Raw genomic sequence first — 26,484 nt, forward strand, 5'->3', positions numbered from 1 at the left:
GCCGTCGGCCCGCCCGCGGTCCGGTGGTCAGCGCGAGGAGTGGGTGACGAGGGCGGCGAGGAATCCGGCGACGGCCTCGGAAGGGGTATGGACACCGAACTCCTGGACCCACACCTCGCCGTCGGCGGGCAGTACCTGGACGCGCCATACGATCTCGCGCGCCCAGGCGGAGGGGTCTTCGGGAAGCCAGCCGACGTAGACGCCGCCGTCCGGGCTGGTCATGTGGATGTTGGCCTCCGGGGTCTCGGTGATCGCCCAGCCGAGACCGTCCAGGAGGTCGAGCACTGGAGCGGCGCAGTGGTCGGAAGAGAGCCAGTGGAGGTCTTCCACGGCGGGGTGGACGACGGCGGGCAGGAGGGTGGCAGAGGCGTTCACGGTTGGACGATCCCTTCGTTGACCTGCGGCTTTCCCAACACCCGTACGTTGGCATGCGGCATGCCGAAGTGCGTAGTCGTTTCTCCGCAGATGCCGTCTGCCGTGGGCGAACTGGAGGCCACCAGCAAGCGTTGGCGGGACGGAAATGGATCGGCGTCCGCAGTTGTCCTACCTGGGTTGCGGCGACGGACCACACGACGGTGAAGGGGGAGCAGGGGATGGCCGAGGCGAGCAGACACTGGGACGGCGCCGGGCTGGAACGCAAGATCCGCGCCGCCGGACGGCCCTGGACCGTGGGCGACATCGCGATGGTTGCCGACGGCCAGTGGGAAGTCGGCGCACAGCCCGACCACTGGCCGGACGAGGAGATGGTGGAGCATCGGGTCGCCGAAGGCCGGCGAATGGAGCTGACGATGGAGGAGCTGGCCCGCGCGGTGGGCCCCCGGGACGAAGAGGACCACCACGACGAAAATCGGAGCTAAGCGTTCAACGTCGGGGCCCCGCTGTGGGCGCCGACGGCCCGACGACGGCCGCCGGAGAGGATGGATCGGGCGTGGCCCCCGGGGCGTGCGGCGTCTGCGCGGAGCGGGCGACAGCGGCCTGTGCCAGCCGAACCGCCGGTGCCTCAACCTCGGGCGCGGCGGCCTCCCGAGCCTCCACCACACGTCGGATCGCCTGGAGGTACGCACGGCTTTCCGCGTGGGCGACGCGGAGGCTGACCGCCGTTTCGGTGATCCGGTCGAGTTCGTAGAAGTCAGGCACGTACCCATGCCGGGACAGGGCGTGAAGACGGTCCTGGTGAACGGTTACCGCGTTGTCTGTGATGGCCAGGGCCGCGCGGGTGTGCATGGCGCAGCGCAGGAGCGGGTCCTCGCTGGGGCGGCGGACCCCTACGACCTCAAGAGCTTCGATGGGCTGGCCCCAGGCGTTCTCGATCATGGCCGTGGCCTGGTCGAGCATGTTGGAACTCCTGTTGGGCGGGGACGGTCGCGAGTGGAGTGCGGCTTTGGGCAGGAGTCAGCGTCCGCGCCGGGGCGTCGGCGAGCTGGCCGGCAGCCGGGCAGAGGTCGCAGGCACGGGGTGTCCCGTCCGTTTCTGCGCCGCCCCCGTGGAGCGGCTCTGCGCGGCCATCACCCGGAGGTCGGCTGCTGTGCGTGGTGCCCGCGCGGCACGGTGTACGGCCTGGGTGACCGCGGTGCGGCGTACGTCCAGCGGAGTCGGAGCGCGCGAGACCTGAGCCTCCGGGATCGACGTGACCGAAGCGACAGGGGTCATCGTGACCAGGTGCTGCATACGCCGGTCGACTTGGTGGCGTTCGCGGACCACGGGGGTCGACTTCGCCATCACAGCGGCGGTTGCGGCGATCAAGTGGGACGGGGCGCGGGCCGTGAACGTCGCTTCGGTACGAGTGCCCCAGCCCGGCGGGCCAGCCCACAGCTCAACGGTCGTGCGGTCGGAGCCGTAGCCGCGCCGATCGATAAGGATGCCCGCTTGGTCGTCAGGAGCGATGATCTCGACGGTGCCGAGTTCAGCAGCTCCGTCAAGGTTCCAGCCGGCATCGGTCAGCGGCCCGACGGTGTCCCTCCAAGGGACGGTTGGCCCTGTCAAGAAGCGGCCGAGGGTATCGGAAGCGATGGCTTCGTCGTAGTCCTGGACCAGTGCGGCGGTGAGGCCGGCGACCATCTCGGCCGGGGTGACGTGGTTGAACGTCGCCGTCCAGCGAGGTGCCGAGAAGGCGTCCTCGGCTGCGCTGATCTTCCACAGTTCGAAGTCGTCGCCGAACCAGCCGATCCGAATCCGTTGGTCGGGAGAGGTTACGAGGAGCTGGCAGGGGCCCTCATCGAGGTACTGATGGGGCCAGTGGGTGACGGGCGCGAAGCCAGCCTCGCCGGTCCCGTTGGAACCAGCCAGATACATGGGCCTGACCAGTACCTCTTGGTACCGGGTCGGGTCATCAGGGGCGTACATGGTCGAGTCTCCGGAAGCGAAGGAGGAGAACGGATCCGCGTATGCAGCGGCGGGAGCCGCCGGAGCGCACGCGGATGCCGTAGTGGCGGCGAGTGGCCTCTAGTTCTCACCCCCGTCACCGGCCCCGGCCCGGCGCCGACTGAGCGGTCACGGCCGCCGGCACCCGCGGTTCCGGCTGAGGCGCGTGGCTGAACATGACGTTCGACGCGGCGGCGCTCCGTCGTAGAGCCGCCGCGATCCGGGCGCTGTCGGCTCCCGCCCCCAGCGGAATGCCGACGTGGGTGCGCGTGGCTGCTGCTGTCGGACGAGGTGCCGCTGTTCCACCTCGCAGCGCGAAGGGCTGGCTCCAGTGCTCGACACGCGCAGACGGCCCCCAACGCCTGGCCGGCATCGGTGAGCACGTAAGGGTCTCCGTGCCGGGAGCCCGTCCGCGTGACCAGGCCATCGGCCTGAAGCCGGACAAGTCGCTGGCGTGCGAGGCCGTAGTCCAGACCGGCCGCCTCGGCGATGTGAACGAACCGCATCTGGCCGTCAGCCGAGTCGAGGGCCTGAATCACGGCAGTTGAGTGCCGATGATGCAGGCGGCGCAGCGCGTCCTCGACACGCTCGGCTTCGGCCTTCGGCTCCTGTGTCACGTGGGTACGGGACCAGTCCGACACCGTGCGGAGCACGGGGGCCAGTGACGTGCCGAGTCCGCTGAGCCGGTACGGCGCCGCCCGTCGGTCGTAGCCACGGACCACCAGTCCGTCGGCGTGCATCGTGGCCAGCCGTTTGCCGACGAACTGCTCGCTGACGAAGGGGAGCCGGGCAGCAACATCGCGGACGCGCATGGGGCCGTTCACCTGGGCCAGGGTCATCGCGGTCCAGGCGGTCCACTTGGGTCCGATCCGGGTGAGAGCCTCCTCGACGCGCTGGGCGTCGATGGAAGCGAAGGAGAAGGTGGGAGGCAGGCCGGGGGTAGGCATGGTGGTCCTTTTCGGGATGAGGTCAGCGTGAGCGGGGGGCCGCGAGGGAGGTCCTGGCGGCGGGCGCGGCGACCGAGTCGGCGAGCGTGCCTGACGTGGTCTGCGTGGTGGTGCGGCCAAGGGCGGCGGACACCCGTGAGGTCGTCGCGCGACCAGCACGCAAGGCGGCTTCCCCTTGCGAAGTGAGCGAGAGGAGCTGGCCGGGCCGGTACACGTTCTCGGTGGCGTCCTGATGCAGTAGCCCGTCGGCGACCAGCCGCTGCACGGTCTGTGGGAAGACCGCCGGGTCCCGCCGATGGGCCTTCTCCCGCGAGATGAAAGGGTCCTCGCCAATCGCGTTGCGACGAAAGCGAACGCCCCCGGTCGCAACGGCTTCAAGGGCTACCAGCCCGCGCTCCCCGGCGACGGCCCAGTCGTCGTTCCGGTCGGGCCTCGTCTTCTGGCCCTGCCCGTGGCCCTTGTTGGTCGCGCGTTGTGCAGCCTCGGGCGAGGAAGGAAGCCGGCGGTAGGCGGACAGGGACTCGACGAGCTGGCTGTACGCCCGGTCTTGCTGCGCCAGAACGTCTCCGAGTTCGGGGAGTGCGGTCCGCAGCAGCGCGTACGACACCTGGGCGCGGCCGACTTCACCGCGACCAGCACCTTCGAGCAGCCGCTGCGACCGCCGGACCGCGACGAGCACGCTCTCGTGTCGCTCGTCCAACGCCGCCGCGGCTTCGATGACACGCGTAGCGGCCTGGTGCAGCGGTTCCCCCGGGCCAGGCGCGAGAGCGGGCACGCTGACGTCCCCGACACCGAGCACTTCGACGACGAGATAAGGCCCAGGGTGTGTGTCTGCGTCGTACGGGTTCACTCCGTCGCCTCCATCCGGTCGAGCAGGGAGCGGACCAAAGCGGGCAGGCTCCCGGGGTCGTCGCCGAGCCGCGGGCGGTCGCTCGCTTCGCGGAGGAGATCAGCGTCATCGAGCAGGCCGCTGGAGATCTCCATGCAGGCGTCGGTGATCCGGGCGGCGGCGAGCAGCGACAAGGAGAGAACCTCGACGTAGTCGGCCGGCGCGAGGCCGGCGGCCTCGGCTGCATTCCGAACCGCCTCCAACTCAAGCGCACTGAAAGCGAAGTCGAACTCGTCGTTCCGCTCGGTTCCGCCGGTCGGGGCGACGATCGGTGCGCAGGGCTCCGTGGGGATGCCCACGTGGTTACAGATCTCGTCGACCGAGGAGGTCAGTTCGGCGAACGACTCGGTGAGCCACCCCAGCGCGGAGGCGTATGAGGCCAGAGCGAACAGGCCCGCCGAACCAGCGGGGCGTGGCTCGGCGGCCAGGAAGCCCTCGAACCGGTCGTTCAGCCCGGTGATCACACGGGGCCCAGCGGCCAGCGGCCCCAAGACGGGATGCAGGTAGGAGCGGGCGGCAGCCGTCGGGTACTCGGCGGCAGGGATGCCGCCGACGTTCTGAGCGGCCTCGGTGAGGAGATCCGCCAACTCTGAACGGATGAGCGCAGTTCGGTCGTTGGTCATCGCTGGGCGGCCTTTCGAGGGGCAGTGGCCGAGGGCGGCGCTGTTGACGGGGTAGTCGCGCGGCCTGCTGTCGGCCGTTCGGCGGTGAGCGTCGAGCGGGACCGGGCGGCCTGCACGCGGGCCTCCGTGGCGGAGGCCGGGCCGACCTCTTGCTGGGGGCCGGTCCGCAGGTGGGCCGTGCGGTAGACCGCGTAGTCCTTCCGGCTGCCAGCGGCTACGAGGTAGATCTCGCGCTTGTGAGTCGAGGTCGGTGGGGCCTGACGGAACTGGATGACCAGCCGGTAGGCGACCTCCGGGTCGACGTACACCTTGTGGAAGCCGGCGAGTCGGCCCTTCAAGGGCAAGCAGTCGTCGCTTCCGTGGACCAGGTTCTGCAGCTCCAGCAAGGCCAAATCACGAATTCCAGCGGGGAGTTCGCGCAGGTCGGTGATGGCGTCAGGGTGCGCGGCGAAGGCGAAGCGGGCGCGGCTCACAGCAGCCTCCCCTGGGCCGCGCGCTGAACCGGCACCGCCGCGGTCGCGCGGGGCGCGTCGAGACCGGTCTGCGGTGTCGGAGAGGTACCGGCGGACCGGGAGAGGGCGATACGGGCGATGCGGGCCCGGACGACAGCACCGTTGTGGTCGCTGTACTCCGGAGGCTCGGGCAGCGGTTCGCTGCGCTCGTCCAGCCAGGTCTGGGCGACGCCGACGTCGGGGAAGGCGCCCTCGCGCATCGTGTACGTGCCGGCATCGTGGTTCCACTCCTCGAAGAAGAGGCGAACCGGTGCCTGGGTGGCCTGGGCGTCGTTGACGAGTGTCCACGCCTCGCTGGGACGGTCGTCGGAGGTGTAGGTGTCGAGGACCTCGTAACGGGTGCCCGACTTCTGGATCTGCTGTTCCACCTGGACGGTGAGGTCGTCGGCGGGCTCGATGTAGTCGCCACCGCGCAGGGCGATCCGGTCGAGCGGGCAGCCGCGTTCTGCCAGCCAGTTCTGGGCGAAGGACGCCGTGGCGTGGTGACTCGTCTCGAAGGTGAACGTGGACTGCCGCAGATCCCGAGCGACAGCGATCGCAACGAGCTGTGGCTCGCCGGGTATCCCCCAGGTGACCGATCGGTCGTGGGCGAGGACGAAGCTGTGTGAACCGTTGGGCTTGGTGTGGTGCTGGGACAGCACCGTCAAGTCGCCAGACCAGAGGGCCTCCATCGCCTCTTCGGAGTCGTCGTCGACCGGCGCGAGATCGTCGAGGTCGAAGTCGAGGACGTTGTTCACGCCGCCACGCCCGACTGCTCGGGCGCCGGGGTGGCCAGCACACGGTGGTTGGGTCGCGTTGCGCTGGTCGTGCAGGCCGCGAAGGGTCCGTCGGGCGCACGCAGGTGCGCCAGAGTCTGGTCCAGGTGGTCGCGGTGCCAGGTCGACGGGCCGGACAGGCCGGCCTCCGTGTCGGTGAACTGCTGCCAGGCGAGCCAGAGCGCGTGCAGCCGCGCGACGGCCTCGGGGTGTTCATACCAGTGCGCGCACCAGGGACGGCTCGTGCTGATCTCCCGGCCGTACACCGGCAGAAAGAGGTAGTTCACCCAGTCGCTGAGGGCGGCGAGTTCGACGGCGTACGCCTCGCCGCCCAGAGCGAGGATGAACACCGAGGCGGGGCCGTCGGCCTGCTCGCTGTCGGCCGCCTCGATCTCCGGAACACCGTTCATTGGCTGGCTGCCGGTGAATTCGGGTTCGGAGCCGAGGCGGTCGAGGATGACGCCGTGCTGCCTGACCTCGGCCATGGTCTTGGCGAGGGTGCTGGCGAGGTCGTCGAGGTCTGCGTCCGGGACGCGGTACGGCTCGGGGCCGGGGGCGGTCGGGCTGGTGTCGGCCATGAGGGTGTGCTCCATCTGTGAGACGGCGACATGCCCGAGAGGATCCGGAGAATCTGCGGTTTGGTCCGGCCGGAAGAGCGCGGTAGTGGAGCGCTATCGGCTGGCGCAGCGGTGACAGCGGGGGGAGGGCGGTGCCAGCAACTGCAAGGCAAGCGCGGCCTGTTGCGGGACGACGCCGTTGCCGAGTGCGGTGAGCTGCGCGGGACGGCCGAGCCCCGGAGTCGCGGTGACCCAGCCGGCGTCGAGGCCCTGCATCCACTCCACGAAGTCCGAGCGGAGCCGTCCGGCCGCGTCCGTGGGAGCCGGAGCAGGACGGGTGAGCCTCTCCCATCGGGTGATGGCGGATCCGTACGCTCCCCATCGCTGGTCCGCGCCCCTGCCTCCGGCGTCTCCTCCGCCCAGAGGGGCAGGACCACCGCCGACAAAGGAGGTCGCCATCCCTTCCCGGGGCGGCGGCCCGGGGCGCCCGTGTCGCTGGCCCTCGGCGTGGGCACCAGAGACGCCGCCGCGCTGGGCAGGGTCATGTCGCCATTGCTGTGCGGCTGGTTCGGCGAGCCCTTCATCCCGTCCGACGCCTTCGGGGTCGGCAGCAGCAGCCACTCGACCTCGTCGGCCAGGTTCGGACCGTGCCCGCCGCTCTTCCGCTTCGACGGATGCTGCGAGCCGCCGTTCTTCCCGATGTTGCTGGTCGGCGTCTTCAGCAGGGTGCCCGGCGGGCCATGCGGCGAGGAAGGTCCGCTCGCGGCGGTGCGGGGCCCCGACGTCGGAGGCGCGAAGCACGAGCCACTTCGCGTCGTACCCGAGGTCGGCCAGGGATCCGAGTACGGCACCGAGTGCCCGCAGAGGAGGCTGACCTGCGGTGTCTCCCAGACACCACGGACAGAGTTCCACGTCGCCAGGGGAACCGGCGGGGGAGGTGAGGAGGCCGCGCACATTCTCGATCACAACCAGGCAGGGTCGGAGGGCCTCGACCGCACGGGCGACATGCAGCCAGAGCCCGGAGCGGGTCTGGGCGTTGAGTCCGGCCCGGCGGCCGGCGACGGAGACGTCTTTGACAGGGGAAACCGGCCGTCAGGACGCACACCCGACGGGCGGTGGACCAGTCGACGGCGGTGATATCGCCCAGGTTGGGGACGCCGGGCCAGTGGCGGGCCAGGATGCGTGAGGCGTTCGGGTCGACCTCGGCGTGCCAGGCCAGGGTGCCGCCGAGAGCGGCCTGCACGCCCAGGTCGAGGCCGCCGTACCCCGAGCAGAGAGACCCGATCAACGGAGAGCGCAACGGGGCGGCGGGGCTCGGGTCCAAGGCGCGTAGGTACGGCGCGGCTGTGGAGACGGGGTAGGTCAAGGCGAGTTCCAGGGGCAGAAGTGGGCTGGTGGGAGGGCGTCTCACGGGTGGCCGCGCGAGGGTGGTCGGCGTGCTGAAAGCGTGGGGAGGCGGCTGGCCGGGGCTGAGGGTGACGCGGCTGGGCGGGGTGTGCTGCGGGCGCGGGCGGCCTTGACTCGGTCGGGCGGCGGATCGCCCGCCGGCGCAGCGGGTGCCGTGGCCTTCGGAACCGGACCGCCGTTCGCGGTAACCCAGCGGGTGCGGACCTCGTCGAGAGGATCGAGCGCATGCAGGGCGTGGTTGATCAGCCGACCGGGCCCCAGAACCTCGTCCTGGGCCAGGGTCCGGATAGCTCGCGCCGAGGCGGCGGCGGTGCGGGTCACGGAGGAGCGCATCACCCGCTGCCCGAACCAGTCAGCGCTGCCGGGGACCATGCCTTCGCACACCGAAGCCAGCTGCTCGCTCGACACAGTGCCGTCGGCCAGCAGACCGCGTCGCTGGGCCTCCCAGAGCAGGGTGATCCGGTCGATGGGTTCACCCCGGTGGTGCAGCGCGCCCAGGCACCGGTAGAGCTGCCCGTGGGCCGGGTCGGCGAAGTCTCCCGGTCGCAGCCAGGCCACCACCTCGCCCATGGCCCCCGGCTGTTCGGCGAGTACGGCCAGGAGGAACCGCTCGTCTTCGGCGACCTGGCCGCTCTGTGCGGGAGGCAGGGTGTCCGTGGCGGCGGAGGGCCCAGCGGTGGGTGGGACCGGTCGAGGGTCGGTTCCCCAGCGACGCGCAAGATCGGTGAGTACGCCGGCCAAGGCGTCCGCCGTACGCAACGCTCCCTCGACCTCGCCCTGGACGGCATCGGCCCGAGCCGCCTGGTGAAGACGGATCGCATGCTGGGCGACGGTCCGGTGAATCGCCCCCTCCAGCACCATGCGGCCGTACACCGGGGCGTGCTCGGTTCGGGGACACGCCTGGATCAGGGTGTGGGCGTACGCCGCGGTCAGCCCGCGCACGTGCTGTCCGGCCTCCCCGACCGCGTCGGTCACCCACGACAGCGGCAACGGACCGTCGGCCGAGAGCGCGGGGTGTCCGTCGTCGCGCAGCTTGCGGAGAGCGTCGAACAGCGCCTGATGGACGGGCCGATAGAAGTGGCCCGCAGCGAGCCACTCCAGGTGCGTGAGCTGCTCGGGGGCGAGGAGCACGGCTCCGAGGACCGCCTGCTCGGCACTCATCAGCGGGTTCACCGCATGCCGCCGGGATCAACGGAGGGCGTCTCGTCTTGCCGGATATGGAGGTTGGCGACTGCCCGGTCGGCAGCGGCCATCGACAGGGCGAAGTCGTCCAGGGCGGCGGTGAAGGCAGGGTCGGAGGCGGGGATCGAGCCGGCCCCGCCGTCAAGCCACCACCGGCCACCGCGCAGAACGACCGGGGCGTGGGCCAACCGCCCCTGCTGTGGTGTGGGCGCGCTCATGCCGACAGCCCAAGATCATCCTGGCCGATGCTCTTCGCGAGGGCACGCTCGGTGATCGCCTTCGTGGCGCGAGCGGAAGCCGGGCCGACCACCTTGGCGGAGGGCTCCTTGTACCAGGGCTTGAGGTTGAGCATGGCGACCCGGATGCCGGTGGCCAGCAGCAGCACCTTGCCCTTGGGCAGGGCGCGGATGGCGTCCGGCGGCAGGATCCGCTCGGTGCGCATGCTCACCGAAGTGGACTTGCCGCCCTCGCTCGTCGACACCGAGGTGGTCTGGACGTCGTGGTCGCCCACCTGACGGCTGAGCCGGTCTGCGAAGTCCGCGTCGTCGATGCCCGATCCGATGATCTTGATGGTGGCGGCGGAGTACAGGGCGTCCATACCCGCCTCGCCCCAGCACCGCTGGCCCTGACGGTAGGACTGCAGAATCGTCATCGGGATGACGCCCCGGCTGCCCAGGTGCGAGTACAGGTCGGGGAGGTCGCTGATGCGGCACACGTTCGCCGCCTCGTCGAGGACACACAGGGCGGGCGGGTCGAGCCGTCCGCCGGAGCGCTCGGCGACGATCACTGCCGCGCGCATCACGGCGTCGGCCGCCGCCGCGATGATCGCGGACGCACTGCCGCCGCCGTCCTTGCTCAGCAGGTACAGGGTGTCGCGGGACGTGGCGAAGGCGAACGGCTGGAACTCGGGGAGGTCATCGTTCGGGGTGACCCAGGCGGCGACGTCCGGGTCGAGCAGGCAGCTCGCGTACTGCCTCGCGGTCTCATAGATTCCGTCGCGGGTTTCGGTCGCGCCGGAGACGGTGCCCTGGAGCTGGGCGGCGACGGCATGATGGCCGGCGTCGGTGAGCAGGTCCACTGGGGTGCGGTCGGCCGGCATCGCGAGCCAGGCCAGGACATCGGTGATCGGCCGTCGGTGGGACGCGGCGGCGAGGAAGAGGGCGCCGAGGGTGTTACTCGCGGCGGTCGACCAGAAGTCGGAGCCGCTGGACTCGTCCACACTCGCGGTGACGAAGTGCCGCGCCAACCTCTTCGCCCCGGCGAGATCGCGGGCGTCAGCGAGGATGTCCCACCACATCTCGCGCGGGTGGTGGGCGATCTGCTGAGGATCGAGGGTCCAGATCGTGCCGACCTCGGCGCGGGCGTCCACCGTTGTGGTGAAGGCGTCGTTCGCGGCCTTGTTACTGGTGAGCAGGACTGGACCCGGTGCCGAGAGGATCGCGGGTATCGCCAGCCCGGACGTCTTGCCGGAACGCGGGGCCATGATCGCGACGATCACGTCCTCCCAGGACGCGCGGACCTCCGCACGACTGGGATCCAGGGTGCCGAGCAGGATGCCGCGGTCAGCGGGCAGGACCTCTTTTACTCTCCCGGCCGCTCAGGCTCGGGCGCAGGCTCTTCGCTTTGTCGACGATCTCCTTGTCCAGCAGCGGCGCCAGGTCCGCTTTGCGGGCGAGGCCGGACTTGGACCCGGCACGCCAGCGCATCCACAGCACCGCAGCGGTGAGGATCAGGGCCACGGTGAACAGGCCGGGGACGACGCGGGCACCGACCATCAGCATGTTGGTGCTCAAGGTCGGCCACAGCACCTCCGGGTGCAGCAGCGCGTCCGTGGCGCGGAAGGGGGCCCATGTCCCATTCCCGACAGCGGTGTTGGTGAGATTTCCGGTCAGCCAGGCGAGGGAGGCGAAAGCCATGGCGGCGCCGAGGATGCCGAACAGGAGGTAGAGGAGCGCGTCCGACCCAGTGGTGGTCGAGGGCGCGCTGGTGCGCTGGGATGGCACGGCGGTTCCTTAGGTGTGCGAGCGGGCGGGGGCGGGGCGCGCTCGGCTCTCGTGCAGCACATGGGGGTCCTCCTGCAAGGCCGAAGCGGAACGTTTCAGCGGGGCCGGCCGGCAGGATGAGGCGCGGAGGAGGCGCTGCGGTGGTGAGTCGAGCGTGGGCGGCGCGACGTACTGGTTGCCGACGGCGAAGAGCGCGGCCGGGGTCACCGTTGGGGGGTTGAGGCGCGCGGCGGGTGACCCGTGGTGCTCAAAGGCGCCGGCTGGGAACTGGACGCCGAGGAGACCTTGGCCTGGTCCGCCGCAGGAGAAGTGGCCAGAGCGGCACCACGGTGATCACGGACGGTCCGTGCTGCGGCGTAACTCGTCGAAGCGGTGCCGACGCGGCGTAGTTCGGCCTCGGAATCGACAAGTTCAGACTGGGCTGAGCTGACGAACTCCGAGGCGAAGCCGAACCGGTCAGCGAGCGCATACGCGTCGTCGTCCAAGTCGTTGACCTGTTCTCCAGCCGCTTCCAGGGCCTCCCGGAGCCGCTCCAGAGCACCGTGCTCGGAGTGAAGGAGGTGGTCAACTGCGCGCTGAAGGCTGGCCCCGTCTTCGGCCGCACGGATCTGGTCCGTGATGCCGAGAAGTTCGGCTCCTGCGGCGTAGGACCCGAGGGCATGCACCGGAGGGCTCATCCGGGCGGTGTCGAGAGAGGGCGGAAGGGTGACGTCATAGCGAGCGGCTCGAAGCATCTCGGCCGCATGGGTGGCGATGGCGACCTGCTCGGCGAGCGGAGTGGTGGTGGGAAGGCGATGGCGTCGGCCATGCCAGTCGTCGATCTGCTTGAAACCGGCGTGGCGGAGGAGCTGTGCGGAGAGGTCATCGGTAGCGCCCTTGGCAACGACGCTGCCGCTGAACTCGGACGTGATGGTGATCGAGGTAGGCACGGAATTCTCCGGGGCAGAGAGAGCGAAGGACCCGTTGGAGGTGGGCCAGTGGGCAGAGCGTCCGGCAAATCCGGGGTTTGGTCCGGCCGAGAATCGCTGGTAGAGACCGCACGGTGGCGATCAGCCGGGTGCCCCGCCGCAGCAGGGCACCTGGGCGGTCAGAAGAAGGGATTCTCTGTCGGCCGGTCGGCCCCGGTGGCGGCTCGGAGCAGTTCGGTGAGGTCCTCGGGCTCGGACGACCTCTGGTCTACGCCGTACCAGCCGCCGTTTGGGCAGGCGGTGTGGAAGCCGTCGCGGCAGATCGCGCAGGTGTTATCGGCGAACGCGAACGGCGAGACGACGAAGTCGCCGCGCTTGAGGCCGCGGACCTGCGAGCCGGTCTCCTCGACGACGCCGAGGAACTTGTGGCCCATCGGAGCGCCCTCGGCACTCTTGTCCATGGAGCGGTAGGGGGGCAGGTCGAGGTCTGCAGGGAGCCGCCTACGGTGAAGGAACCGGCATGCTGATGGAGAGGAGTCCGCTGTGGTCACGTCCCCGATGCCAGTTTGTCGCCAGTCGGAGGCTTCAGGAGTCGGCTAAGAGGGTGCGGGTGACGCTCAGGGCGAGGTAGGTGGTGAAGGCGTCGTGGTCCACGGGTTCGGTGGCGAAGTCGGGGCCGTGTGCGGTGCGCGGAACGACGCAGGCGGAGAAGACCGTGGCGAAGTACTGCCGTACGGCGGCTTCCGGGTCCGGGTGGGGGATGTGGTCGGATGGTGAGCAGTCGGGCGGTGAAGGCGTCGCCGTGGGCCTGGACGTGAGCACGGCCGCGGCGGAGGACCTCGGGATGGGCGCCGGAGAGCAGCACGACGGGTTTGAGGAACGCGGCATGCTGGCGGAACAGGGCGGTGAGCTCCGTGACCACCGCCGTAATCAGCTGGTCGGTCGCCAGATTGCGCCAGGGGTCCGGCGCCGTCAGGACGCGATGGCCGGCGGCGATGCGGGCGATGCCGTGTTCGTAGACGGCGAGGAAGAGGGCGTCCTTGCTGGAGGTGCGGTCATACAGTGCACGGGGCGGCACCTGGGCCTTCTCGCACAGGGCGGCGATGGTGAACGCCTCGTAGCCGCCTTCCTCGATCAGGGTGACCCACGACGGTGCCGGGCGCGGCGGCGTCGATCTCTTTGCGCAGGCGGAGCAGGAGGGCGACACAGAGCAGCCCGGTGCCCTCGACGGTTATGTCCGGCGCGGGGATGTCAGGGTTCATCGGTGGTAGGCGGTGGCGGCGACGGCGGGCAGGAGGGCGAGGGAGAGGATGCCGCCGGTCAGCGCGAGGGTGGGGTAGCTGGTGGCGGCGACCATGATGCCGGAGGCCATGCCGCCGGTGGCGCCGGCGATGGCGATGGAGACGTCGACCAGTCCCTGGGTCTTGGCCCGGGTTGCAAGTGGCACGGTGTCGGTGATGATCGAGGTGCCGGATACGAGCCCGAAGTTCCAGCCGAGGCCGAGCAGGGCCAGGGCGAGCGCGAGGAGCGCGACGGAGCCGCTGGGCGCGGCGGCGGCGAGGATGCCGGCGGCCAGCAGGGTGGCACCCGATGCGGCGGCGATCTTCATGCGGCCGTAGCGGTCGACGAGCCAGCCGGTGAGGGGTGAGGGCAGGTACATGGCGCCGATGTGGATGCCGATGACGAGGCCGGATGCGGCGGTGGAGTGGCCGTGGTCGTGCATGTGGACCGGTGTCATCGTCATGATCGCGACCATGACGAGCTGGGTGAGGATCATGACGAGCGCACCGAGGGTGACGCCTCCGCGGCTCTCGCTGGTGTCGGCGGTATCGGCGGCGGCCGGGTTGGCTGCAAGGTCGGATTCCTTGTCCTGGGCGACGGTTCGGGCCAGGAGCAGCGGGTCGGGGCGCAGCCAGAGGGCGAGGACGAGGGCGGCCAGTGCGTAGGCGGCGCCGGAGATGACGAAGAGTCCGGCGAGGTGGGGTATGCCGAGGGATTCGGCGAGGGTGCCTGCGGGGGCGGCGAGGTTGGGTCCGGCGACGCCGCCGAGGGTGGTGGCGACCAGGACGGTGGACACCGCGCGGGCGCGGTGTCCGGGTGGGGCGAGGTCGGCTCCGGCGTAGCGGGCCTGGAGGTTGGTGGCGGTGCCGGCGCCGTAGACGAACAGGGCGAGGAACAGCAGGACGGGATTGTCGAGGACGGCGGCGGTGATGACGCCAGCAGAGCCGGCGGCGCCGGTGAGGTAGCCGGCGGCGAGCCCGGGGCGGCGGCCGCGGGCTTGGGAGATGCGGCCGACGGTGACGGCGGTGAGGGCGGAGCCGGCGGTGAACAGGGCGCTGGGCAGTCCGGCGAGGCTGGTGGTGCCGAGCATGTCCTGGGCGAGGAGGGCGCCGACGGTGACGCCGGCGGCGAGCCCCGCGCCGCTGAGGATTTGGGAGGCGACCAGGACGCGCAGGATCCGCCGCTGGGCGTGGACGGGATCGGATATGAGTCCCGGCGTTGCGGCGGGTGCGGCGTTGGTCATCTCTCTCCTCATGTGTGAGCCCGCCGGCCCCGGACGGGAGCTTGCGGCCGGGCGCGGTTTCGTACGGCGTCAGGCCGGTGGCCTATCTGCTGGGGGCTGTGACGTACTGGGTGGTCCCTTTCACGTCGGCGGACGCGGCGAGGATGGCACGCGCCGCGCGTTCTCCGGAGGCGAGGGCGCCTTCGATGTGCCCGGCATGGCTGGTAGCCGTCTCGGTCGTCGCCCAGTGCAGCCGACCGTCGAGGGCCGGGCGCTGGTAGAGACGATGGCTGAAGAGTGAGTAGTCGGCGAGGCGCTGCACGGTCGACGGGGCGGTCCACCGCTCGGTGCTCCAGTTCTGCACATGCAGGGCCACCGGGGCTCCGGCGGGCGGGCCGAAGAGCCGGGCGAGCTGAGTGATGGCGTCCTGCTCGAAGCCGGGGCGGACGGTGCGTGCGTGGGCGAAGCCGAACAACGCGGCGGGCTTGCCGTCGGGCCCGGACATGTCGTGGATCTCCTGGAGCGGGCCGGTCCTGCTGAACGCCGCACCTGCGAGCCCCTCCTGGCGCCAGAACGCGTCCGGGTAGTGGGCAACGACCTTGACGGCAGCACCCATCCACACGGGGGTGGCCCGGGCCAGGTGCACGAGGTCGGCGGGGAGGGCATCGTGGAAGTCGATGCGCTCCAGGGCCAGGGCCGGAGGGACGGCCAGGACGACGTGCCTGGCATGAAGGGTGCCGGCCGGGGTGAGCACGTCGAGGCCGCCCTGACCGGCCGGGTGGATGGCGGTGACGGGCGTGTCCAGCCGAAGAGCTTCGGTGGGCAGCGCGGCGGCGAGGGTGGCGGCGATGCTCTGTGCCCCGGTGGCGAAGCGGCGGGAGGGGGCGCCGATCAGGTTGCCGGTGAGGCGGCGGATGCCGGTCGCCTCCTGGAGCATCGTGTCGCCGGCGAGGTGCTGCTCGAAGATGGCGAGGCCGCTGCGGGCAGCCAGGTTCCGTACGCGATCCTCGCCGTCCCAGAACCAGGTGGCTCCCAAGTCGAGCGCCCGCCCCGGGTACTCGACAGGGGTGGAGAGCAGGCGTCCGCCGACGCGGTCGCGGGCCTCCAGGACAACGACGTCGCGGCTGGCGGTGTGCAGAGCGTCGGCTGAGGCGAGTCCGGAGGCGCCGGCGCCGATCACGATGACGTCGTGGGCTTCCTGGTGGGACATTGTGGCTCCATTCTGAGCAGGCTGAACCCCCGTAGTCGTCGGTGGTCGCGGCATCGGGTGGAAGACAGGGTGGAGTACCGCCCGCCGCGTGGCCGGGGCGCGCGGCGTGGCGAGGGGGCCCGCTACTCGCCGTCGGAGGTTTCCAGGACGATGCGGAAGCGGGGAGCGCCGGAGCGCAGCCGGGTGACGGCGTCGTCGGCCTTCTTCAGCGGCATCTGCTCGATCATCGACCGGACACCCGTGGTGACGGCGAAGGCCATGGCTTCTTCCGTCTCGCGCGGGCTCCCGGTCAGGTGCCCGGTGAGGGTATGACCGTTCATGACCAGCCGGGCCGCCGGGACGGTGACGGATCCCGCGTCGACGCCGACGAGGGTGAGCTGCCCATGCGTGCGCAGCCCGGTGAGTAGTTCATCCACGGGGGCGGTGGAGGAGGCGGTGTAGACGATGAGGTCGGCGCCGCCGAACTCCTTCAGGACGGCTCCGGGCGCGTGGGCGTCGCTGTTGACGTAGTGGCGGGCACCGAGCTCACGGACGAGGTGCTCGCGGTCACGGCCGCGGGTGATAGCGACGGTCTCGTAGCCGAGCTTCACAGCGAACTGGACGGCGAGGTGGCCCAGGCCGCCGACGCCGAAGACGGCGACCCGTCCTCCGGCGCGGATACCGGCCTTGCGGATCGCGTTGAAGGTCGTCACTCCGGCGCAGCCGAAGGGGGCGGCGTCGACGAGGTCGAAGCTGTCGGGGATGCGGGCGAGAGCGTCGGCGGGCACGGTGATGCTCTGCGCCCAGCCGCCCGGGTAAGACAGGCCGGGGATCTTGCGTTCGGCGCAGTGGACGACGTCGCCCGACCGGCAGTACACGCAGTGGCCGCAGCTTCCGCCGAACCAGCCGACCGCCACCCGGTCGCCGGCCGCCCAGCCCTCGACCTGGTCACCGGTCTCGGCGATGACACCGGCGACCTCGTGGCCGGGGGTGACGGGGAAGACGGTGTCCTCGCCGGTGGCGGCGGCCGTTCCGATGTCGGCGTTGCACACGCCGCTGGCCACCACCGACACGCGGACCCACCCGGCGGGAGGCGGGACCGTCTCGGCCCCCATGGGGTGCAGGGGTCCGCGGGGCTCGGTAACGACCATGGTCACGGCGCTGTCCGACATGGTGCCTTCCGTTCCGAACAGCGATGCTCATAGCTGCTGTTTATGCTGAATGAGTAGGAGCCCCACCGTAGGCAGAGGAAATGCCGCCCGGTAGGGGACATCAGTGAATGGAACGATAAGCCGTGGCTATGGCAACAGACCGTCTGAATCTTGAGGGGCTCCGCTATGCGCAGGCGGTGGCGGAGACCAAGTCGTTCAGTGCCGCCGCACGCGCGTACGGGGTCACGCAGCCCGCGCTGTCGAACGGGATCGCCAAGCTGGAGGAACGCCTGGGCGGCAAGCTGTTCGAGCGGTCGCCGCGCGGTGTGACGCAGACCGCGTTCGGCATCCGGATCCTGCCGCTGATCGAGCGTGCCCTGACAGCGCTCGATGCCATCGGAGCGGAGGCCCGACGCCTGAACGAATCCGGTGAGCAGAAGATCCGCATGGGGCTCTCCCCGCTGATCGGATCGCACCTGGTCGCCAGGGCGTTCAGCATGGTCCAGGGCCTTCCCGCGCCCCGGGACCTCGTGCTGCGCGAGGCGAACATGCAGGAGCTGCGGGAATGCCTGCTGGCTGGCCAGCTCGACATCATCCTGATCCCGGCCGTGGCCGCGATGCCCCGCTTCGAGCACCGGGTCATCGACGTCGAGCCGATCGTCGTCGTCACTCCCGACGCGGCGGAGGCGACCCCCGTCGAACTCACGGAGGCCGGCAAGGAGCAGTTCATCCTCGTCCCCGACACCTGCGGCCTGACCACCTTCACCACGCGACTCTTCCAGGCGCACGAGATGCCCCTGAACACCTATCCGGGTGAGGCCGCCAGCTACCGGGTCCTGGAGGACTGGACGAAACTCGGCTTGGGCTCGGCGTTGGTTCCCCGCTCCAAGCTCACCTCGCCCGACGTCTGCCACCGCCCCCTGCACGACGAGGGCCGCGAGGTGCAGATCTCCTTCGAAGCGGTCTGGAGCACCGACTCCCCGCTCGCCCCGGACCTGCTCCGTCTCGCCGACAGCCTCGCGGCCACCCGCCACTAGGGCCATACGCGACGCTTATACCTTGATTCAGTGTGGTCCCCTACCGGACCTTGCTGGGGATGCCTAACGTGGCAGGCAGGTTGCGGGACTCACCGCACCGCCCCCTCCCTGTCAATCGAGTGAGGCATAACCATGGCGTATCTTCAGATCACACTGCAGGTGGACCCGGCCCACCGCCCCGCAGCCGCGGGCGTGTACGAGAAGTACAAGCAGCCGTTCCTCGACACCGCCCCCGGCGCCCTCAGCAAGGAGCTCCTCGTCCGCGACGAGGACGTCCAGGTCCTCCACGGCTTCCGGAGCGTGGCCGACGCCAAGACGTACCTGACCAGCGAGCTGTTCACCCGTGACGTCGTCGGCGGCCTGTCCCCGCTGCTGAAGGCCGACCCCGACGTGCGCGTCTACGACACCGTCTGAGGCCCGGTCGTGCACGAGCTCACGGCGCTGCTGCGCGAATACGACCGCGCCCGCGTCTACACCGACGAGCTGTGGAAAGACCTCAGCCCACACGAGGTGACCTGGCGCCCGCAAGAGGACTCCAGCGCGATCGGCTGGCACCTGGGTCACCAGGCTCATGTCGCCCACTTCATGATCCGCAACCTCACCGCGGCCGAGCCCAGCCCGGACCCGGAACTCGACGGGCTCATGGACTCGGCGAACCCGGAGAAGTTCCGCGGCGCGCTGCCCACCGTCGAACGGCTCACCACGTTCCGCGACACCGTCGCCGAACGTGTCCACGCCCGCATCGGTGACATCGCCGCCGGCCGGGTCGGCGCCCCGACCCAGCTGACCGTCGTCGCAGGCCACCTGCTGCTCGCGCTCATCAATCACGAGTACCAGCACGACCAGTGGATCAGCGAGGTCCGTGCCGACCACCTCGGCCGCACGCTGCCGCCCGACCCGGCCTCGGATTGGCTCAGCCGCATCGACGGCTACCTGGTCTGCGACCCCCACGTCTGACCGCCTGCACCTCTGTTCTGGCGAAGCCAGCAGCAATTCACCACCGGCAACGACCCGATCTCAACGCGGGCCGGTGCCCAGTCAAGGAGCACAACGTGAGTGATGTGCGTGTCACCCCCTGGCAGGACGACAGCCTCCCCGCGCCCCCGCCCGAACTGCTCGCGGGAATGCAAGCGCGCAGGCCGGGCGGTGAGCTGATCGGCATCGACCGTGTCCTGCTGAAGAGCTTCCCGCTTGCCACAGGATGGAACGGGCTGCTGGGTCGGGTCCGCGCCGAGTTCGACCTGGCACTGGAATACCGCGAACTGATCATGCTGCGCGTGGCCGTGCTCAACCGCGCCGAATTCGAGTGGGGCGTCCACTACCCGGCCTATCTGCAGGCAGGCGGCACGGAAGACAAGTGCGAAGCCCTCAAGGGAGATGCCGCGGACAGCGGCATCTTCAACAAAAAAGAGCTCGCCCTGCTCGCGCTGACCGATCAGTCCACCCGACAGGTCGAGGTCGATGCCGACGTCATCGACGAGGTCAAGCGTCTGTTCGGTGAAGCCCAGACGGTCGAAGCGGTCGCCACTGTCGCGGCCTACAACATGGTCTCGCGCTTCCTGGTGGCGCTGGCCATCTGACACCCCCGTGCGCGGGAGGCCGTGAGCCCGACCGAGCACCGCGGCTACCGAGTCTGCCACTGCCCCCTGACCACCCTCACCCCCCTTCACGGCACTACCTGCTACAGGAGCACCACATGTCCAGCACCACCCTCGACTTCACCGGCCAGAAGGTCATCGTCATCGGCGGCACCAGCGGCATGGGCCAGGCCATCGCGGCCCAGGTCCTCGACGCCGGCGGCACCGCCGTCGTCACCGGCCGCACCCAGCCCAGCGCCGATGAAGCCGTGACTGCTCTGTCCGCCCGCGGGCAGGTCGTCGGCCTGGCCGCCGACCTCTCCGACCCCGCGGCCGTCGACCGCCTGCGCACCGTCCTCACCAAGGAGCACGCCGACGCCACCCTGCTGGTCAACGCTGCCGGCGTCTTCGCCCCCAAGCCGTTCCTGGAGCACACGGCCGCAGACTACGACCGCTACCAGGACCTCAACCGCGCCTTCTTCTTCCTCACCCAGACCGTTACCGCCAACATGATCGAGCGCGGCACGAAGGGCGCAATCGTGAACATCGGCTCCATGTGGGCCCACCAGGCCATCGCCGCCACCCCCTCCTCGGCGTACTCGATGGCCAAGGCCGCACTGCATTCCCTGACCCAGCACCTCGCGATGGAGCTCGCCCCGTACGGCATCCGCGCCAACGCCGTCGCCCCCGCCGTCGTGCGCACCCCGATCTACGAAGAGTTCATCCCCAAGTCGGAGATGGACTCCACGATGGACGGCTTCGACTCCTTCCACCCGATCGGCCGCACCGGTACCACCGACGACGTCGCCGCCACCGTCGCCTTCCTCCTGTCCGACCAGACCACCTGGGTCACCGGTGCGATCTGGGACATCGACGGCGGTGTCATGGCCGGACGCAACTGACCCACACCGTCTGGTGCACAGACGTCCTCGTGGCCCGGAAGGCCGGCCGCGTGCACTCCAGCCGATGGGTACGGCACCGGCCCCGTCTCAGGCACGGCGCAACGGTGCACCCTCTACGCGTTTACGAAAAAACCCCACCCATGTCCGTCATCAACGACTTCGACGTCCAGGCACTCAAGGACACCGAAGAGCTCATCGCCCTCGTCGAAAGCCGCTCACCCATCCGAGACACCCTGATCAGCCCGGTTGACGTCCTCACCACGCTCGCCTGAGCACAGGTCAGACACCCTGCCACGACCTGTCCCTACGCCGCCTCGAAGAGGCAGGGGCGGGTCGTCGCCGTACACACTCTAGGCGGGCGGCCTTCAGGCAGAGGCCGCCCACCCCTGCGGGGCCAATTGCTCGGCGGCGGCACGCCCTGAAGCGCCAGGCCCGGCTGCGATACCGGGCAGTTGTCCTCCTGGCCGACTCTCCGGGCCTCCGGTTCATGCCGGTCAGCGGCCGGGCACCTGCGTGAGAACTGCATCCATACCGGCACGGCGGGCGATGTCCACGAGGGCGCGGGTCATGACCGGTGCGGGATCCCGTTTGGCGACCACGAGTCCCATGGGCACCGCGCGGGTCGGGCTCACCAGGGGGACGGCCTGCATCCCGGCGGGCACGCCGAATACGTGCAGCCAGGAATGCGGTACCACGCTGGCCCACCGGCCGGTTCGGACGTGAGCGAACATGGAGGCGATCGAATCGGTCTCCACGCGCGGCCGGACCGGTGCGCCGATCTCCTGGAAGACGGTGTCCAGTACTTTGCGTCCCTGCATGACCGGATCGAGCAGGCAAAGGGGCTGCTGCGCCGCCTCGGCCCAGGTGATCTCGCTGAGCCGTCCGGCGCCGGAGGGCGGCTGGATCAGCAGGACGTAGCGCTCGCGGTACAGAGGTACGCACTCGAACCGCTCGGGAATGGTGTGGCCGAGGTAGGTGATGCCGGCGTCGATCTCGTAGCTCTGCAGTTTGTCGAGGATTTCCGTCGCGCGCAGGTCGGTCAGTACCTGGACGGTCGTCAGCGGGTGCTGGGTGCAAAACGGTTCGGTGAGCAGGGAGACGACCGTCGAGGCGGTGGGTACCGAGCCGATGCGCAGCCGTCCGCTGAGTCCGTGGCGCAGGGCTGTGACCTCGCTTTCCAGGGCGTCGCGGTCGGCGAGCATCCGCTGCGCCCAGAGCAGGATGCGCTCTCCTTCGGGGGTGAGCCCTTCGTACTTGCGCCCGCGGTGGACGAGGGGGACGCGCAACTCGTCCTCGAGTTTGCGCAGCCCTTCGGACAGGGCCGGCTGGGAGACGTAGCAGGCGTCGGCGGCACGGGCGAAGTGGCCCTCGCGGGCCAGGGCGACGAGGTATTCGAGTTGGCGTAGCAGCACAGGACGGGTCTACTGCACACCGCTCGCACCACGCCAGTCGACACTGTCGGCCCGACAGATGCCAGGCCACCGGCTCTTCCCGGTTCCACGGGCCGGGTGGCCTCGCGTGATAGGCGGCGCTTGTCGTGCGATCGAAACGACTGCTTTGACCACGGTTGGACCACGCGGCCACAGTGCATGCGGGGCACGCCCCGCAGACCATGCTCGGGGCCGCTGACCTTCCTCGGTGTCCCCGCTGTCGGCCAGCATCCACGAGCGGTGAAGAAGGCGGTCCGATCAATGAGCGCGAGCGAAGACCCGGGCGAGGAGCGTCTTTCCGTCACCCCGCCCAAGACGTGGGCGACCGGCGTGCCCGGGGTCGCGCACGCGATCCAGTACTCGCTGCAGCAGACCTCGCCGCGGCGCACCGCGCTGACGCTGCTGAACATCAACCAGACCAAGGGCTTCGACTGCCCGGGATGCGCCTGGCCCGAGCCCGCACCCAACCAGCGCCACCGCAACGAATACTGCGAGAACGGCGCCAAGCACATCAACGACGAGGCGACCTCCGCCCGCATCACCGCCGACTTCTTTCGCCAACACCCCATCTCCGAACTGGCGGGCAAATCCGACTACTGGCTCAACCAGCAGGGCCGGCTCACCGAACCCATGGTCAAACGGCCCGGGGCCGACCACTACGAACCGATCGGCTGGGACGAGGCGCTGGACCTGCTCGCCGACGAACTGCGCGCCCTGCACTCCCCGGACGAGGCCCTCTTCTACACCTCGGGCCGGCTCAACAACGAGGCGGCGTTCCTCCTGCAGCTGTTCGCCCGGGCTTTCGGCACGAACAACCTGCCGGACTGCTCCAACCTGTGCCACGAATCCAGCGGCGCCGCTTTGAATGAGACGCTCGGCATCGGCAAGGGCAGCGTGAGTCTGCAGGACATCCACGACGCCGACCTGGTCTTCGTCGTGGGACAAAACCCCGGGACCAATCATCCGCGGATGCTGTCCTCGCTGGAGCAGACCAAGCGCAACGGCGGCCAGGTGGTCGCGGTCAACCCGCTGCCGGAGGCCGGACTGCTGCGGTTCAAGCACCCGCAAAAGCCCCGCGGGGTGATCGGGCGCGGAACCGCGATCGCCGACCAGTTCCTGCAGATCCGCCCCGGCGGCGACCTCGCCCTGTTCCAGGCACTGAACCTGCTGCTCCTGCAGGCCGAGGACCAGGCCCCGGGCACGGTCCTTGACCACACCTTCATCGACACCCACACCACCGGCTTCGACGCCTTCGCCCAGCACACCCGAACAGTGGCGTGGCCCGAGGTCCTGGACGCCACCGGCCTGACCCGCGCGGAGATCGAAGACGTCCACCAGCGCGTGCTGAAGAGTAAGAAGATCATCGTGTGCTGGGCCATGGGCCTGACCCAGCACAAGCACGGCGTGCCGACCATCCGCGAGGTCGTCAACTTCCTGCTGCTGCGCGGCAACATCGGCCGGCCCGGAGCGGGCGTGTGCCCGGTGCGCGGGCACAGCAACGTGCAGGGCGACCGCACCATGGGCATCTGGGAGCGGATGCCGCAGGCGTTCCAAGACGCCCTCGGGCGGGAGTTCGCCTTCACCCCGCCCGCCCACCACGGCCTGGACGCGGTGGATTCCATCCGCGCCATGCGCGACGGGCACGCCAAGGTGTTCCTCGGCGTGGCCGGCAACTTCGTCCGTGCCACCCCTGACAGCGACCTCACCGAAGAGGCCATGCGGCGCTGCCGGCTCACCGCTCACATCTCGACCAAACTCAACCGCTCCCACACCGTCTGCGGCGAGATCGCGCTGATCCTGCCCACCCTGGGCCGCAGCGACCTCGACATCCAGGCCGGCGGCGAGCAGTTCGTCACCGTTGAGGACTCCATGAGCGAGGTGCACGCCTCCCGCGGCCGCCTCGCCCCGGCCTCCGCGCACCTGCTCAGCGAGGTCGCCATCATCTGTCGCCTGGCCCGCCGCACCCTCGGCGCCCAACCCCCCATCACGTGGGAGGACTTTGAGGCCGACTACGGCACGATCCGGGACCGCATCGCCCGGGTGGTCGAGGGCTTTGAGGACTTCAACACCCGGGTGGCACGCCCCGGCGGCTTCCGGCTGCCTAACCCAGTCAACGAACGGTGCTTCCCGACCCCGAGCGGCAAGGCCGTCTTCACCTCCAACGCCTTCGAGATGCTTAAGGCACCCGCAGGGCACCTCATCCTGCAGACGCTGCGCTCGCACGACCAGTGGAACACCATTCCGTACGCCATGAACGACCGCTACCGCGGCATTCACAACGGCCGCCGGGTCGTCCTGGTGAACGCCGCCGATCTGCAGGATCTGGGGCTTGCGGACCGTGCCGAGGTCGACCTCGTCAGCGTCTGGCGCGACGGCGTGGAGCGCCGCGCCCCGGGCTTTCGCGTGGTCGCCTACCCCACCCCTCCCGGTTCCGCCGCCGCCTACTATCCGGAGACCAACGTCCTGGTCCCGCTCGACAGCGTTGCTGACGTCAGCAACACCCCCACCTCCAAAGGCGTCGTCGTACGCCTGGAGCCGGCACGAGTGCGGGCGGCTGTTCGGGCGGGGTGACCCGCGGCGCCGGCTGGAAGCCACCGGGCGTGGCCAGATGGGCCTGTGTCCGGGCGGCGTGGCCGCGTACGACGCCGCAAGGCGCTGCACGGCGGCCATCCACCCCAGGCCATCAGTCGGGTATCCCGGGCGGCGGCCGGCTCTGTCGGTGCACGCCGTGGCGGTGCCCGCGGCGCGCTGCCACGGCGTGCACCGACAGGTGAAGCAGGCGGCCGCGGGGGAGCACTCTGCCGATCTTGTGCCCACGCCCGGTGGCCGGGGATCGTCATCGAGGCGGCGGCGTCCGTGGGGCAGATGTGGCGGGCTGTGCCGTGTGACGGCGGGGGACCGACGCCCGCGATCGGCTCCGCACCCTGGCCGCTGCCTACGGCAACCTTACCTTCGACGCCCCCAACTCCCCGCGTTCACAGAGTCGTTATGCGCAGCCCGGCCTCCGCGAACTCTGTGCCCGAGCACTTCGCGAACGCGGACGCGCTGTCGAAGTCGAGCACCTCCACGTCCACCTGCCTCGCATACTGACGGCGCCGCAGTGCAGCAGGCGCCGGCAGCTCACCTACGCGTCGCGCCAGGCATCGGTGACACAGCCGGTCTCGAAGTGCCACCACCCGTCCGCCTGGCCGCGGGCGAGCAATGCCTTGATCCCACCGAGGTCCGCATCGGCCGGCACGGTGTAAGCGACCAACGGGAACTCCTCACTGAAGACCTCACCGCCCAGGCCGAACGGCGCCAGCCGCTCGTGCACAGCCTGAGCGCTGCGCCCCAGCGGGCCGGAGGGGACGGGCAGGATGCGGATGGTGCAGTTGTCCGACGCCTCGACCCGCTCCTTCGCCCAGTGGACCCCGTCGGTGTCCGCCACGAACCGCACGATCTCGCCCTCGGCCACCCCGTCCTGCAAGAACGGGGCGTTCTCCACCTTGGCCGTATCACCGCTCAGTCGCGTGGCCCACAGCCCCTCAGTGTCATAGGGAAGCCAGCCGTCACGCGGCACAAACCGGTACCACACCTTGATCCGGTTGCTTCCAGCAGCGGCGGGCCCGGCCGGGGTCATAGAGGTCACCGTCCAGATGATCGCGCAGCCACCTGCACGCCTCGAACCCGGCCCCGTTCCCGTGACCCGGAAGCGCGGCGCCTACAGCTGGTTGACGGGTTCCCGGAAGGAGCCCGGGGTCTGTCCCATGACGCGGCGGAAGGAGTCGATGAAGGCACTGGAGGTCGACCAGCCGCACTCGAGGGCCACCTGGCTCACCGAGCCTCCTTCGGCGAGCCGGGTCATGGCGTGGAACAGCCGGGCGTGGGTGCGCCATTGCGGGTAGGTCTGGCCGAACTCGGACTTGAACAGCCGGGCCAGGGTCCGTTCGCTGGCGTGGGTCAGCCGGGCCAGCTGCGGCAGCGAGTACGCCTGCTCCAGGTTCGCCTGGACCAGTTCACACGCGGCGCGCAGGCGGGGGTCGCGGGGCGCGGGCAACCGCAGTCCGGTGACCGGGGTCCGGCGTATCCGGTCGAAGAGCACGCGCCGCAGGTTGTCGGTCTCCTCGGCGGGCAGGCTCTCGTCGGTGACGGCCTTCAGCACCTCATGCACCAGCGCGTCGACGGCGATGACCTCCGGTGCCCTGGCTCCGCGGTCCAGCAGTCCGGGCCCGTCGGAGGTGAACAGGTGCAGCAGGGTGTCGCCGTAGGTGCGGTGCTCGTGCTCGATCCCGGCGGGGATGATCAGCGCCCGGCCCGGTGAGGCGACCCAGGTGCCGCGCGCGGTGTGGATGGCCATCAGGCCCGAGCTCACGTAGATGAGCTGGTACTCGTCGTGCCAGTGCAGCGCGATGTGGATGCCGGCGGGGTAGCGTTCCGTGCGCGCGCCGACGTGCGGGCGGTGCGGCTGCGGCGGCAGCGCATCGGTGTGCGGATGCGGCCCGCCTTTCACGGCTGTCACCGGCAGCCCTCCCATCGGTCCGGGCCACCGTAACCGCCCTGGCAGAATTTCGA

At 70.1% G+C, this 26,484-nt stretch carries 29 protein-coding genes and 3 pseudogenes; 8 read left to right on the forward strand and 24 right to left on the reverse strand.

The genetic code is table 11. From position 1 onward, the window contains the following. Positions 1 to 27 precede the first annotated feature (27 nt). A complete protein-coding gene (locus H297_RS0115520; RefSeq protein WP_027737801.1) occupies positions 28 to 375 on the reverse strand; it encodes an SPDY domain-containing protein in 348 nt (115 codons plus the stop codon). Between the two features lie 218 nt (positions 376 to 593). Here H297_RS0115520 and H297_RS0115525 point away from each other — a divergent pair, with 218 nt between their 5' ends. Next, positions 594 to 857 (forward strand): hypothetical protein, encoded by a 264-nt coding sequence (locus H297_RS0115525; protein ID WP_027737802.1) that lies wholly within the window; start codon positions 594 to 596, stop codon positions 855 to 857. A 4-nt stretch (positions 858 to 861) separates the two neighbouring features. Here H297_RS0115525 and H297_RS0115530 read toward each other — a convergent pair whose 3' ends face one another. From H297_RS0115530 to H297_RS0115630, 20 genes and pseudogenes are all read right to left on the reverse strand, one after another. After that, positions 862 to 1,335, reverse strand: a complete 474-nt coding sequence (locus H297_RS0115530; RefSeq protein WP_027737803.1) for a hypothetical protein — start codon at positions 1,333 to 1,335, stop codon at positions 862 to 864. Positions 1,336 to 1,392: 57 nt separating this feature from the next. Then, positions 1,393 to 2,292, reverse strand: a complete 900-nt coding sequence (locus H297_RS0115535; protein WP_239081531.1) for an SPDY domain-containing protein — start codon at positions 2,290 to 2,292, stop codon at positions 1,393 to 1,395. After that, a complete protein-coding gene (locus H297_RS41710) occupies positions 2,190 to 3,308 on the reverse strand; it encodes a winged helix-turn-helix transcriptional regulator (RefSeq protein WP_315904596.1) in 1,119 nt (372 codons plus the stop codon). The genes H297_RS0115535 and H297_RS41710 overlap by 103 nt, the downstream gene beginning before the upstream one ends. 22 nt (positions 3,309 to 3,330) lie before the next feature. Next, positions 3,331 to 4,158 carry a hypothetical protein gene (locus H297_RS0115550; protein ID WP_027737805.1) on the reverse strand — a complete coding sequence of 276 codons (828 nt, stop codon included), beginning with the start codon at positions 4,156 to 4,158 and terminating at the stop codon, positions 3,331 to 3,333. Next, entirely contained in the window at positions 4,155 to 4,820 is a 666-nt protein-coding gene (locus tag H297_RS0115555; protein ID WP_027737806.1) for a hypothetical protein, read from the reverse strand. Before H297_RS0115555 ends, H297_RS0115550 begins: the two co-directional genes overlap by 4 nt. Then, positions 4,817 to 5,293: a hypothetical protein gene (locus tag H297_RS0115560; protein ID WP_027737807.1), complete on the reverse strand. Its 477-nt coding sequence runs from the start codon at positions 5,291 to 5,293 to the stop codon at positions 4,817 to 4,819. The genes H297_RS0115555 and H297_RS0115560 overlap by 4 nt, the downstream gene beginning before the upstream one ends. After that, positions 5,290 to 6,069: a hypothetical protein gene (locus H297_RS0115565; protein WP_027737808.1), complete on the reverse strand. Its 780-nt coding sequence runs from the start codon at positions 6,067 to 6,069 to the stop codon at positions 5,290 to 5,292. The genes H297_RS0115560 and H297_RS0115565 overlap by 4 nt, the downstream gene beginning before the upstream one ends. Then, entirely contained in the window at positions 6,066 to 6,665 is a 600-nt protein-coding gene (locus H297_RS0115570; RefSeq protein ID WP_027737809.1) for a DUF4913 domain-containing protein, read from the reverse strand. The genes H297_RS0115565 and H297_RS0115570 overlap by 4 nt, the downstream gene beginning before the upstream one ends. Before the next feature lie 93 nt (positions 6,666 to 6,758). Next, positions 6,759 to 6,929 carry a hypothetical protein gene (locus H297_RS44255; RefSeq protein ID WP_239081552.1) on the reverse strand — a complete coding sequence of 57 codons (171 nt, stop codon included), beginning with the start codon at positions 6,927 to 6,929 and terminating at the stop codon, positions 6,759 to 6,761. Between the two features lie 495 nt (positions 6,930 to 7,424). Continuing rightward, a pseudogene (locus H297_RS44260) lies at positions 7,425 to 7,655 on the reverse strand (DNA cytosine methyltransferase); the annotation flags it as partial. Between the two features lie 121 nt (positions 7,656 to 7,776). Further along, a pseudogene (locus tag H297_RS44265) lies at positions 7,777 to 8,055 on the reverse strand (hypothetical protein); the annotation flags it as partial. Next, on the reverse strand, positions 8,052 to 9,224 hold the full coding sequence (locus tag H297_RS0115585; protein ID WP_027737812.1) for a DnaB-like helicase N-terminal domain-containing protein: 1,173 nt from the start codon (positions 9,222 to 9,224) through the stop codon (positions 8,052 to 8,054). The gene H297_RS0115585 and the pseudogene H297_RS44265, both read right to left, overlap by 4 nt. Continuing rightward, on the reverse strand, positions 9,221 to 9,451 hold the full coding sequence (locus H297_RS0115590; RefSeq protein WP_027737813.1) for a hypothetical protein: 231 nt from the start codon (positions 9,449 to 9,451) through the stop codon (positions 9,221 to 9,223). The genes H297_RS0115585 and H297_RS0115590 overlap by 4 nt, the downstream gene beginning before the upstream one ends. Further along, positions 9,448 to 11,236: pseudogene (locus tag H297_RS0115595) on the reverse strand (type IV secretory system conjugative DNA transfer family protein). The gene H297_RS0115590 and the pseudogene H297_RS0115595 overlap by 4 nt, the downstream one beginning before the upstream one ends. A gap of 203 nt (positions 11,237 to 11,439) precedes the next feature. Continuing rightward, a complete protein-coding gene (locus H297_RS0115605; protein WP_027737816.1) occupies positions 11,440 to 12,165 on the reverse strand; it encodes a hypothetical protein in 726 nt (241 codons plus the stop codon). Between the two features lie 158 nt (positions 12,166 to 12,323). Then, complete coding sequence (locus H297_RS41720; RefSeq protein ID WP_199787200.1) at positions 12,324 to 12,605, reverse strand: alcohol dehydrogenase catalytic domain-containing protein; 282 nt, start codon at positions 12,603 to 12,605, stop codon at positions 12,324 to 12,326. Between the two features lie 86 nt (positions 12,606 to 12,691). After that, positions 12,692 to 13,351, reverse strand: a complete 660-nt coding sequence (locus H297_RS41725; RefSeq protein ID WP_078514128.1) for a TetR/AcrR family transcriptional regulator — start codon at positions 13,349 to 13,351, stop codon at positions 12,692 to 12,694. Between the two features lie 51 nt (positions 13,352 to 13,402). Beyond that, positions 13,403 to 14,668: an MFS transporter gene (locus H297_RS0115620; RefSeq protein ID WP_027737819.1), complete on the reverse strand. Its 1,266-nt coding sequence runs from the start codon at positions 14,666 to 14,668 to the stop codon at positions 13,403 to 13,405. 82 nt (positions 14,669 to 14,750) lie between these two features. After that, positions 14,751 to 15,857, reverse strand: a complete 1,107-nt coding sequence (locus H297_RS0115625; RefSeq protein WP_027737820.1) for a flavin monoamine oxidase family protein — start codon at positions 15,855 to 15,857, stop codon at positions 14,751 to 14,753. Positions 15,858 to 15,979: 122 nt separating this feature from the next. Beyond that, positions 15,980 to 17,008: an alcohol dehydrogenase catalytic domain-containing protein gene (locus tag H297_RS0115630; RefSeq protein ID WP_064744828.1), complete on the reverse strand. Its 1,029-nt coding sequence runs from the start codon at positions 17,006 to 17,008 to the stop codon at positions 15,980 to 15,982. 128 nt (positions 17,009 to 17,136) lie between these two features. Between H297_RS0115630 and H297_RS0115635 the strand changes: the two genes are divergently transcribed. The 6 genes from H297_RS0115635 (at position 17,137) to H297_RS44270 (ending at position 20,775) form a co-directional block, all read left to right on the forward strand. Continuing rightward, positions 17,137 to 18,024, forward strand: coding sequence for a LysR family transcriptional regulator (locus tag H297_RS0115635; protein ID WP_037794251.1), 888 nt, complete (start codon positions 17,137 to 17,139; stop codon positions 18,022 to 18,024). 132 nt (positions 18,025 to 18,156) lie between these two features. Next, positions 18,157 to 18,438 carry a hypothetical protein gene (locus H297_RS0115640; protein ID WP_027737823.1) on the forward strand — a complete coding sequence of 94 codons (282 nt, stop codon included), beginning with the start codon at positions 18,157 to 18,159 and terminating at the stop codon, positions 18,436 to 18,438. Between the two features lie 9 nt (positions 18,439 to 18,447). Next, positions 18,448 to 18,981: a DinB family protein gene (locus tag H297_RS0115645; RefSeq protein ID WP_027737824.1), complete on the forward strand. Its 534-nt coding sequence runs from the start codon at positions 18,448 to 18,450 to the stop codon at positions 18,979 to 18,981. A gap of 95 nt (positions 18,982 to 19,076) precedes the next feature. Next, complete coding sequence (locus H297_RS0115650) at positions 19,077 to 19,604, forward strand: carboxymuconolactone decarboxylase family protein (protein ID WP_027737825.1); 528 nt, start codon at positions 19,077 to 19,079, stop codon at positions 19,602 to 19,604. A gap of 116 nt (positions 19,605 to 19,720) precedes the next feature. Further along, positions 19,721 to 20,503 (forward strand): SDR family NAD(P)-dependent oxidoreductase, encoded by a 783-nt coding sequence (locus H297_RS0115655; protein ID WP_027737826.1) that lies wholly within the window; start codon positions 19,721 to 19,723, stop codon positions 20,501 to 20,503. A gap of 140 nt (positions 20,504 to 20,643) precedes the next feature. Beyond that, the gene (locus H297_RS44270; protein WP_261411933.1) at positions 20,644 to 20,775 is read left to right on the forward strand and encodes a hypothetical protein; all 132 of its coding nucleotides are present in this window, start codon (positions 20,644 to 20,646) and stop codon (positions 20,773 to 20,775) included. A 222-nt stretch (positions 20,776 to 20,997) separates the two neighbouring features. Here the strand turns inward: H297_RS44270 and H297_RS0115665 are convergent, their stop codons facing one another. Next, on the reverse strand, positions 20,998 to 21,915 hold the full coding sequence (locus tag H297_RS0115665) for a LysR family transcriptional regulator (protein ID WP_027737827.1): 918 nt from the start codon (positions 21,913 to 21,915) through the stop codon (positions 20,998 to 21,000). A 279-nt stretch (positions 21,916 to 22,194) separates the two neighbouring features. On the opposite strand from H297_RS0115665, the gene H297_RS0115670 reads away from it, so the two are divergent. Then, positions 22,195 to 24,504: an FdhF/YdeP family oxidoreductase gene (locus tag H297_RS0115670; protein ID WP_027737828.1), complete on the forward strand. Its 2,310-nt coding sequence runs from the start codon at positions 22,195 to 22,197 to the stop codon at positions 24,502 to 24,504. Positions 24,505 to 25,057: 553 nt separating this feature from the next. Here the strand turns inward: H297_RS0115670 and H297_RS0115680 are convergent. Together H297_RS0115680 and H297_RS0115685 are read right to left on the reverse strand one after the other, a co-directional pair. Further along, on the reverse strand, positions 25,058 to 25,552 hold the full coding sequence (locus tag H297_RS0115680) for a DUF4265 domain-containing protein (protein WP_051351866.1): 495 nt from the start codon (positions 25,550 to 25,552) through the stop codon (positions 25,058 to 25,060). 81 nt (positions 25,553 to 25,633) lie between these two features. Beyond that, positions 25,634 to 26,431: an AraC family transcriptional regulator gene (locus tag H297_RS0115685; RefSeq protein WP_199787201.1), complete on the reverse strand. Its 798-nt coding sequence runs from the start codon at positions 26,429 to 26,431 to the stop codon at positions 25,634 to 25,636. Positions 26,432 to 26,484 lie beyond the last annotated feature (53 nt).

It is taken from the genome of Streptomyces sp. CNT360, from assembly GCF_000424785.1.